Below are 8,435 nucleotides of genomic sequence, written 5' to 3'. Positions count from 1 at the left end.
ATACAGTAAAAGGTGCTCATAGAATGAGCACCTTTTACTGTATTGACAAAAAACTGATTTTCAGACAAGTTGCAAGCGCTTGCTTTTTATGCGCAAAGACTCGTTAAGAACGGAATTATTATAGACGGTAATGAGTTTCTTTTTATAACACCTTTAAACTAGTGTGACAATGTTCAATAAATGAAGCTATATCTTGTGTTGTTACAATTGTATAGTCAGTATATTGAGATCTAATAGCATCGTAAAGTGACGTTGCTATACCTTGATTTCGGAATGAAGGGTTTACACTCAAATGTTTAATTAAAATAACTTTATCTGGTAATAATTGTATTCCAATAATCCCTACAATATCGTCTAATTTCCAAAGGAACAAATGATTATCATCATTTGTTTCATATTCTTTTATTGTATTTACTAAGATTTTTACTGTCTTCTCATTTGGCATAAACGAAAGCAGGCCCATTGCAATTTTCTCATATGTTTTCTTATACCTAATTAACATGTTAACCCCTCTTAAACATTATTAAAACTCTAAAATATCCTCTAAATCAATACATAATATATGATTGATTATCCCTCTATAGTACGACAAATACTAAAAATCGTTCCAAATATATCAATATTTCAAATATATAATTCACACATTTTTCTGTCAAGTCTCAAACACAGGATTTAGCCACAGGAGGATTAAGTATACGGGAAAAGAATACACGAATTTAAAAACTCATATAAGGCTTCAATCCCTGTCTCTTAGGCTTTTGTCACCAATATTGTTTAATTGAATAAAGTAAATTTTAGTTAGAGTTATAAAAAAGGGTGATCATTATGAGGTTGGATTTGGATTATACATCGCCAAGTATTCAATATACTTATGATTTGAATAAAAATCATGCATTTGTGAAAGACAATCAAAATGTAATCAATCAATTAAGCGTAAATGAAATGAATTCTTTAGATAATTTATCTTTATTGGATATTTTTTTAAGTGTTAGTAATGTTGTTGAGCCACATTATCATCAAAATTCATCTGAATTAGTTTATTGTATAGCTGGGTCTGCGGTTGTCTCAATTTTGAATCCTTATACAAAACAGCTTTTAAATTTCCCAATTACGCCGGGTCAAGTTGCAAATGTTCCACAAGGTTGGTGGCATTATGAAATTGCAACTGTTGACAATACTCATTTATTAGCAATATTTAATGCGCCTAGCCCTGACGTTATTTTATTCTCTGATTTACTGAAGTTTACCCCAACAAACATTGTATCGCATACTTACTGTTTAGATGAAAATCAATGGAAGACAGCAACAGCTTCTTTACAACCTTCTGTATTTATAGGGCCTCCAAAAAATTGTAATCAACAAGTACAACAAAGCAGGCAAGAATCTGTTGATCAATATAATCAGAAATACTATCATCAGCACTATTATCAACAACGTTATTAAATTTACTGTAAATGCTAGAATAAGAAACAACAAATTTCTTTTTAAGTTTATACCAAAAGCCACAAGTATCGTGATCTTGTGGTTTATCAATTTCTTCATAAGTTATTTAAATGTAAATGGTATCAAATTTTGTAAATGTAATTGTGTCAAACTTGGCTCAATCCCTTATTATATTTGTAATTCTACCATTTTTCACAAATATTTCATATTTAGTGCAATTCATTATTCAATTTCTTTATAAAGTAAAAAAAACCACAAGGTAAATTTACCTTGTGGCTAATTTCATTTGATTTGAAGCCCTTTAAACAAGCCTCATGTTTTGGTACGACTATTCTTCGTCCCAAACCTTAACTTCTTGCATAACGTCACCATTACGCATTCTTAATACAGTATCCATACCTTCGATTACTTGACCGAATACAGTGTGTACTCCATCTAAATGTGGTTGTGGCTCATGAACGATAAAGAATTGGCTTCCACCAGTGTCTTTTCCAGCATGTGCCATTGATAATGATCCAGCTTTATGTTTTAATGGGTTACCAACTGTTTCACATTTAATTTTGTATCCTGGGCCACCTGTTCCATTACCGTTTGGATCTCCACCTTGAGATACGAAACCAGGAATTACACGATGGAATGTTAATCCATTGTAGAAACCTTCACGAATTAATTTTTCAAAGTTTTCAACTGTACCAGGTGCATGCTCTGGGAATAATTCGATTAGGATTTGTTCACCATTTTCAAATGTAATACTTGCTTTTTTCATAATAAAATCCTCCTTATGTATGTACAACAATTTCATAAGACTTAATTGTCCTATATTTTTCATTACTGAATAAACTAGTAACGCTGTTCTTATCATACAAAAAACGAAAAGTAATGACAAGTTTTCGAAAATGACTATAATAGTGTAGTAAGATGTAAAATTTGGATTATTGTAAAGGGAGTGTCTTTTTGTTAAAACGAAAGATATTAGCGTTCACCATATCAATGGGATTAGTAGCTATGCCTTTGTCGGTATTGGCGGATTCTGTTCCTGGTGAAACAATCGTTACTCTTGGGCAAAATTTATCTGAAACGCAAAAACAATCATTATTAGCTGAAATGGGTGCACCATCTGATGCTAGAATTGTTACTGTTTCAAATCAAGAGGAACATAAATATTTAGATGGTACTGTACCTAATGCTCAAATTGGTACTAGAGCTCTTTCATCTGCTATGATTACAATTGGTGAAAAAAATACAGGCATCGTCGTTCAATCAAATAATATTTCATGGGTTACTAACTCAATGTATACAAATGCTTTAATTACAGCTGGTTTAAAGGATGCAAATATTATTATTACAGCACCATTTGAAGTATCCGGGACAGCTGCTTTAACTGGGATCATGAAAGCGTACGAGCTAAGTTCAGGTCAAGTTATTCCTGATGATGTTAAAAAAGTAGCGAACGAAGAAATGGTTAAAACCGCAGAACTTGGTGATTCAGTTGGTAATGATAAAGCAGTACAATTAGTCGCTAAGGTAAAAGAAGCGCTTGCTAAAAATCCAAACATGTCAACCGATGAATTAAAATCTTTAATTGATCGATTAGCAAAGGATCTTGGCATAACATTAACTGCTGATCAAAAAGCTAGTTTAATGGCTTTATTTGAGAAAATGAAAGATCTAAATATTAATTGGGATCAAGTTGGAAATCAATTAACAAAGGCAAAAAATAAAATCTCAGAGTACTTAAATACTAAAGAAGGTCAATCTTTTATTCAAAAACTAAAAGACTTCTTCTCAGCTTTATTTGATGCAATTCTTTCTTTCTTTAAATAAAAATCAAAAACCCGTGGCCTAATAAAATGCCACGGGTTTTTCTAATTGCTCTTTAATTCTGAAATATCAAAGTGTCGCATCACCGATTGTTTTTCCGCCTTTTTTATGTTGTTTTTCACTAGCTTTTGTTCGAATGACTAAATGCCAGAAGGCTCTACCATCGAATGGAATAAATGGCCAAAAATATGGTGTATTTAAAGTATTTAGACTTACTAAGAACAGAATTAATAATGTTGAACCAATCATAAAACCTTTAACTCCGAGTATGGCTGTTAAAATTAATATAAAGAATTTGGATAATTTATTTGCAAGTGCAAGCTCATAACTAGGAGTAGCATATGATCCAATCATTGAAACTGCCGTGTATAGTACTACTTCTGGTTGAAATAGTCCAACATCAATTGCGACTTGTCCAATTAATACCGCTGCAATAATACCCATCGATGTGGATACGGCATTTGGAGTATGTATACTTGCCATTCTTAGAAACTCAATCCCGGTGTCAGCAATGATTAATTGTAAATAAATTGGAATATTACTTGTTTCTTTTGGCCCAATATAAGCTAAAGATTTTGGTAAAACTTCTGGATAGTTACATAAGAGCAACCAAAATGGTAGTAAGAAAACCGACATAAAAATCCCAATATATCGAACCCATCTAAAAAATGTTCCAATTGCAGGAGTTTGTCTGAATTCTTCAGCATGTTGAACATGATGGTAATACGTAGCAGGTGTAATGATTACACTTGGTGATGTATCTACGATAATACATACATGCCCTTCAATAATATGGTTTGCAATAACATCAGGTCTTTCTGAATATCTAACGAGAGGAAATGGATTATATCCTTGTTTTAAAATAAATTCCTCTAATTTTTTATCCGTCATTGATAGGCCATCTACATGAATACCTGTAATTCGATCACGTATTTCTGTAACTAGTTCTTCATGCGCTATTCCTTCAATATATGATATACAAACATCTGTCTTTGAACTTTCACCAACTTGAAGTATTTCATTTCTTAAGTTTTCATCGCGAATTCGTCTTCTAATTAAGCCAGTATTGTTAATAATATTTTCTGTAAACCCATCACGTGATCCACGTACTACTCGCTCAGTATCTGGTTCAGTTGGACCACGTCCCGGATAACTCCTAACGTCGATCGCTATCCCTTTATCCTCACCGTCTACTAATACAACAATCAAACCTGATAGAACTTTTTTAATAACATCTTCAAATGTTAAAACAATCTCCACTGATTGGTGAACAATCGTATCTTCAATATTTTTAAACATTGATTTATTTTTCTCAACTTTTTCTAGACCAATCAAATCGTCTAAAAATCTTTGAATAAAACTTGTGTCTGTTAATCCGTTTACATAATATAGATGGACTTCAACTTTATCTACAAAAATCACTCTTTTTCCAATATCAAAACTTACTCCATAACCTAATCGTTCACTTAATGTATGAGCATTTGTAACTAGTTTATTCGTAAGATTTGTTGGCTTCTTTTCCGTTGTCAGCTGAGCTCACTCCTCTCAAGGATGTATTCAATCGCCTTTCTTGTAATTGGTGACCCTATTGCTATATCATCTCTTCCACCCATTTTACCAATATCCCCTATCCCTAAAATTAGTGGAATATTTAATTGATCTAAGTTATAAACAGTGTCACCGTTTATTCTTCCTAGCTCTATATCTGGTACACCATATTTATCCACACCGTATTCAGTTAAATTCCCTTCGTTATCCATACTTACATCAACTTTGGTCCATTCCTGATGATGTGTATTTGATGCGACTGCTAGTGCTGCAATAACTTCAATATGTTTATCACTTGCTACATGTTTTAAAGCTTTTTCTCCAGGACCTTCACCCATAAAGCCACTGTCATCAAATAATACAAATATTGGTTCTTTTTGTGCTTGCATTATGATTTCGACCATTTTCTTACCAGAAAATTTAGTGGGATTACCTTGTGATTGCGAGATTGTACATCCGCCAAATTGTTTTGCCAAATGCTCAATGCTCCGATGTGCATAAACATCTCCGTCGGTTACGATAATGATCCTTTTCTTTTTCATAAATTAACCTTTTGGTTTAAAAATGAGTGCGATGATAAATGAAAATAAAATTGCTGCCGAAATTCCAGAAGAAGTTAAAGAAAAGATTCCCATTCCGATTCCTATAAATCCATGGTCATTTGCCTCCGACATTGCTCCATGTAATAAAGAATGTCCAAAACTTGTAATTGGAACGGTTGCACCTGCACCTGCAAATTTTATTAACTTATCGTAAATACCAAAACCATCTAATACAGACCCGATTACAACAAATATGCACATTACATGACCAGGTGTTAATTTTGTAAAATCAAAAAGTAATTGACCAACTACGCAAATTAATCCACCTACTATAAAAGCATTAACAAAATCCATCTAAAACACCTCCTAGCAGCTTTCAAAAACGACAGCATGAGAAATTGTTGGAATTGACTCTTTTTGCTGAATCATTGTAGGACTTAAGAGAGCACCGGTTGCAGCTACTAATATTCGTTTATATGTACCTTTATTTAACTCTTGAAACAAATGACCATACGTTACAACCGCTGAACATGCACAGCCACTGCCACCTGCAAATACTTCTTGATTTTCTCGATCATAGATTAACAATCCACAATCATTATATTTACCAGCCATGTCATATCCTTCTTCTCTTACAAGTTGCTCACAAATTGGTGCACCTACAGCTGAAAGATCACCTGTTACAATCAAATCATAATCAGCAGGAGTCGTATTTGTGTCTTTAAAGTGTTGCACGATCGTATAGGCTGCAGCAGGTGCCATTGCTGACCCCATATCAAATGGGTCAGTTAAGCCTAAATCTTGAACTGTACCAATTGTGGCACATTTTACTTTTATTCTGCTTTTTTTATTCGAAAGAAGCACACTACCTGATCCTGTTACTGTAAATGTTGCAGAATCTGGTTTTTGCCCACCATATTCTGTTGGATAGCGGTACTGTCTTTCTGCAGTAGCATTATGACTACTTGTAGCAGCTAATGTTATTTTTGCGTAACCACTATCGATTAACTGGGCTCCGAGCGCAGTTGTTTCCATTGAAGTTGAACATGCTCCGAACATACATAAAAATGGAAGTTGCAATTCTCTAGCCATAAAATTCGCTGTAACATTTTGATTTAATAAATCCCCTGCTAGAAATACATCAATATCCTCTACCGTTTTGTTTGCTTTCTTTAGTGTTGTTGAAATAGCGTTTCTCATTAACGCTCTTTCAGCTAACTCCCAATTATCTTCATTGCAATGAAGATCTTCATAAGCGTAATCAAATTTACCAGCTAGTAGACCTAAATTTTCTCTTGGACCTACCGCTGTTCCACTTGCTTGAACATATACACCGTTTTGGAACTCCCATGTTTGCTTCCCAATTAAAGCCATGGAAATCACCTCCTAAAATAATACTTTGAACGCATAGCGCAAGATTCCGACTACATATGCTGATACAACGCCATAAACTATTACACATCCAGCAAGCTTAAACATATTTGTTGCAACACCTAAAACGAGGCCTTCACTTCTATGCTCCATTGCAGCACTCGTCATTGAATTGGCAAATCCCGTTACAGGAACAGCCGATCCTGCTCCTGCAAATTGACCTATTTTATCGTAAATTCCTAATCCAGTCAGTATGCTAGATATCAAAACAAGAGTAGCTACCGTTGGATCACCGACATTTTTTTCAGTAAAATTAAAATAGTTAATATAGATTTTTGTAATACACTCACCTAAAAAACAAATAAATCCACCTACTAAAAATGCTTTAATACAATTTTTTAATACAGGTTTTTTAGGTTGATATGGTTTAATATTCTCTTTATAATTAGCTTTCAATTTTCCACTCATTTCATACACCCTTTACTCTATAAAATAAATCCAATGAAATAATGATCCAAAAACTTTCCCTAATGCGATTGCCATTAATAAATACACAATTTTTTTTTGAATACCAATTCGTTTAGCTAAAATTGGGAAAACGTTTAAAACTTCCGTTAGAGCTGCTGCCAACATCCCAATAAAAATTCCAGCTAAAAGCCCAATAAAAACGGAAAATATACTAGGCAAATTAAAAACAGTATTTCGCAAGCTAATCCAGCAGCCGAAAATTGCTCCCAAAATAACGGCAAATTCGTAAGCACGGATCTTTTCGATCGTTTTCGTTAATTGGGTTAGCCTCGGTATAATTCCTATGACTGATAAAAACGCTACAAATCCAGTACCAACAGCAATTCCACCTGAGAAACCAACAAATACGATAAACAACTCTCTAATCATCAGTATTCACGCTCTTAGTTGGCTTTTTATTTTCATTTACTAACACATATTCATCCATTGAGCGCTGGTACTGAAACATCTCGACTTCAAGAGGGCTCGGCTCTTCGTTTAATCTAGTTTTAAACCATTGATTAAAAAATAAAATCATCCCAATTCCTAGCCCAAATGAATAAGGTACTTGCAGTAATAAAGGTTTATGATTATATTCACCAGTAATCATATAGTAAATTCGTTGTTGAACTTGCTGCATACTAACATCTTCGTGAAAATAGATAATAGCTAGTGACGAACCAGTAAATAACAAGATCCAAACGAAACAAAACAGTATGAAACGATCCTTTGAAACTGTATTTTTAAGTTCTAAAATACACATTGTCACCCCAACAAGCTCAAACGAAATATCAGGATCAACTTCTTGAATCAACGGTAAAAGATCTAATATATCAATAACGGTATGAGTACCATCCTCCTTCTTTGATTCATGTACAATGATGTTTTTAATCGAGCTTATATCAATATTAATTCCTTGTAAGCGTGCAATATCTTCTAGAAGTACACGTTTACCTACTTGTACAACAACTCGATTAAGCAATTTAATATATAATACCTTTTTCATACTTTCCCCTCAGTTTCAAAGCTTTATGAATTCAATTACAACTAGTATGTGAAAACTTTTTAAAAATATAAGTGAAATTAAGGGCTGAGCTTTATGGCTTAATGGCAGGAGAGACTAAAAAAGTAGCAAAAGGAGGCTTAGGCAAGGAATAGAGAGTATGTAGCAAAAGTTGTGGTCAAAATAAAAGGCTGAAGAAT

At 33.5% G+C, this 8,435-nt stretch carries 11 protein-coding genes; 2 read left to right on the top strand and 9 right to left on the bottom strand.

Annotated elements, in window-relative coordinates; translation table 11 throughout:
• Nucleotides 1-142: 142 nt before the first annotated feature.
• Nucleotides 143-502, bottom strand: a complete 360-nt coding sequence (locus CN601_RS26240; protein ID WP_098172839.1) for a GNAT family N-acetyltransferase — start codon at nucleotides 500-502, stop codon at nucleotides 143-145.
• Between the two features lie 323 nt (nucleotides 503-825).
• Between CN601_RS26240 and CN601_RS26235 the strand changes: the two genes are divergently transcribed.
• Complete coding sequence (locus CN601_RS26235; protein WP_098172838.1) at nucleotides 826-1,443, top strand: cupin domain-containing protein; 618 nt, start codon at nucleotides 826-828, stop codon at nucleotides 1,441-1,443.
• 328 nt (nucleotides 1,444-1,771) lie between these two features.
• Here the strand turns inward: CN601_RS26235 and CN601_RS26230 are convergent, their stop codons facing one another.
• Nucleotides 1,772-2,209 carry a peptidylprolyl isomerase gene (locus CN601_RS26230; protein ID WP_056466860.1) on the bottom strand — a complete coding sequence of 146 codons (438 nt, stop codon included), beginning with the start codon at nucleotides 2,207-2,209 and terminating at the stop codon, nucleotides 1,772-1,774.
• A gap of 224 nt (nucleotides 2,210-2,433) precedes the next feature.
• Here CN601_RS26230 and CN601_RS26225 point away from each other — a divergent pair, with 224 nt between their 5' ends.
• Entirely contained in the window at nucleotides 2,434-3,267 is an 834-nt protein-coding gene (locus CN601_RS26225) for a DUF1002 domain-containing protein (RefSeq protein ID WP_257131827.1), read from the top strand.
• Between the two features lie 66 nt (nucleotides 3,268-3,333).
• Here CN601_RS26225 and CN601_RS26220 read toward each other — a convergent pair whose 3' ends face one another.
• The 7 genes from CN601_RS26220 to CN601_RS26190 are packed head-to-tail and all read right to left on the bottom strand — an operon-like array spanning nucleotide 3,334 to nucleotide 8,238.
• Complete coding sequence (locus CN601_RS26220; RefSeq protein WP_098120985.1) at nucleotides 3,334-4,794, bottom strand: spore germination protein; 1,461 nt, start codon at nucleotides 4,792-4,794, stop codon at nucleotides 3,334-3,336.
• On the bottom strand, nucleotides 4,791-5,354 hold the full coding sequence (gene spoVAEA, locus CN601_RS26215) for a stage V sporulation protein SpoVABEA (RefSeq protein WP_098120984.1): 564 nt from the start codon (nucleotides 5,352-5,354) through the stop codon (nucleotides 4,791-4,793). The genes CN601_RS26220 and spoVAEA overlap by 4 nt, the downstream gene beginning before the upstream one ends.
• Before the next feature lie 3 nt (nucleotides 5,355-5,357).
• Nucleotides 5,358-5,708 carry a stage V sporulation protein AE gene (spoVAE, locus tag CN601_RS26210; protein WP_098120983.1) on the bottom strand — a complete coding sequence of 117 codons (351 nt, stop codon included), beginning with the start codon at nucleotides 5,706-5,708 and terminating at the stop codon, nucleotides 5,358-5,360.
• Nucleotides 5,709-5,720: 12 nt separating this feature from the next.
• Nucleotides 5,721-6,728 carry a stage V sporulation protein AD gene (spoVAD, locus tag CN601_RS26205; RefSeq protein WP_098120982.1) on the bottom strand — a complete coding sequence of 336 codons (1,008 nt, stop codon included), beginning with the start codon at nucleotides 6,726-6,728 and terminating at the stop codon, nucleotides 5,721-5,723.
• Nucleotides 6,729-6,740: 12 nt separating this feature from the next.
• On the bottom strand, nucleotides 6,741-7,193 hold the full coding sequence (spoVAC, locus tag CN601_RS26200; protein ID WP_098120981.1) for a stage V sporulation protein AC: 453 nt from the start codon (nucleotides 7,191-7,193) through the stop codon (nucleotides 6,741-6,743).
• Nucleotides 7,194-7,205: 12 nt separating this feature from the next.
• Nucleotides 7,206-7,622, bottom strand: a complete 417-nt coding sequence (locus tag CN601_RS26195) for a stage V sporulation protein AB (protein WP_098120980.1) — start codon at nucleotides 7,620-7,622, stop codon at nucleotides 7,206-7,208.
• A complete protein-coding gene (locus CN601_RS26190; protein ID WP_098120979.1) occupies nucleotides 7,615-8,238 on the bottom strand; it encodes a stage V sporulation protein AA in 624 nt (207 codons plus the stop codon). Before CN601_RS26190 ends, CN601_RS26195 begins: the two co-directional genes overlap by 8 nt.
• Nucleotides 8,239-8,435: the final 197 nt, after the last annotated feature.

It is taken from the genome of Bacillus sp. AFS017336, assembly GCF_002555445.1.
In the GTDB taxonomy this organism is placed as follows: domain Bacteria; phylum Bacillota; class Bacilli; order Bacillales; family Bacillaceae_G; genus Gottfriedia.
This window is presented reverse-complemented; position numbering and strand designations above follow the sequence as displayed.

Coding starts and splice junctions, on each gene's coding strand:
- CN601_RS26235 (WP_098172838.1), top strand. CDS start 826: ATGAGGTTGGATTTGGATTATACATCGCCAAGTATTCAATATACTTAT.
- CN601_RS26240 (WP_098172839.1), bottom strand. CDS start 502: ATGTTAATTAGGTATAAGAAAACATATGAGAAAATTGCAATGGGCCTG.
- CN601_RS26230 (WP_056466860.1), bottom strand. CDS start 2,209: ATGAAAAAAGCAAGTATTACATTTGAAAATGGTGAACAAATCCTAATC.
- spoVAD (WP_098120982.1), bottom strand. CDS start 6,728: ATGGCTTTAATTGGGAAGCAAACATGGGAGTTCCAAAACGGTGTATAT.
- CN601_RS26225 (WP_257131827.1), top strand. CDS start 2,434: ATGGGATTAGTAGCTATGCCTTTGTCGGTATTGGCGGATTCTGTTCCT.
- spoVAE (WP_098120983.1), bottom strand. CDS start 5,708: ATGGATTTTGTTAATGCTTTTATAGTAGGTGGATTAATTTGCGTAGTT.
- CN601_RS26190 (WP_098120979.1), bottom strand. CDS start 8,238: ATGAAAAAGGTATTATATATTAAATTGCTTAATCGAGTTGTTGTACAA.
- spoVAEA (WP_098120984.1), bottom strand. CDS start 5,354: ATGAAAAAGAAAAGGATCATTATCGTAACCGACGGAGATGTTTATGCA.
- CN601_RS26195 (WP_098120980.1), bottom strand. CDS start 7,622: ATGATTAGAGAGTTGTTTATCGTATTTGTTGGTTTCTCAGGTGGAATT.
- spoVAC (WP_098120981.1), bottom strand. CDS start 7,193: ATGAGTGGAAAATTGAAAGCTAATTATAAAGAGAATATTAAACCATAT.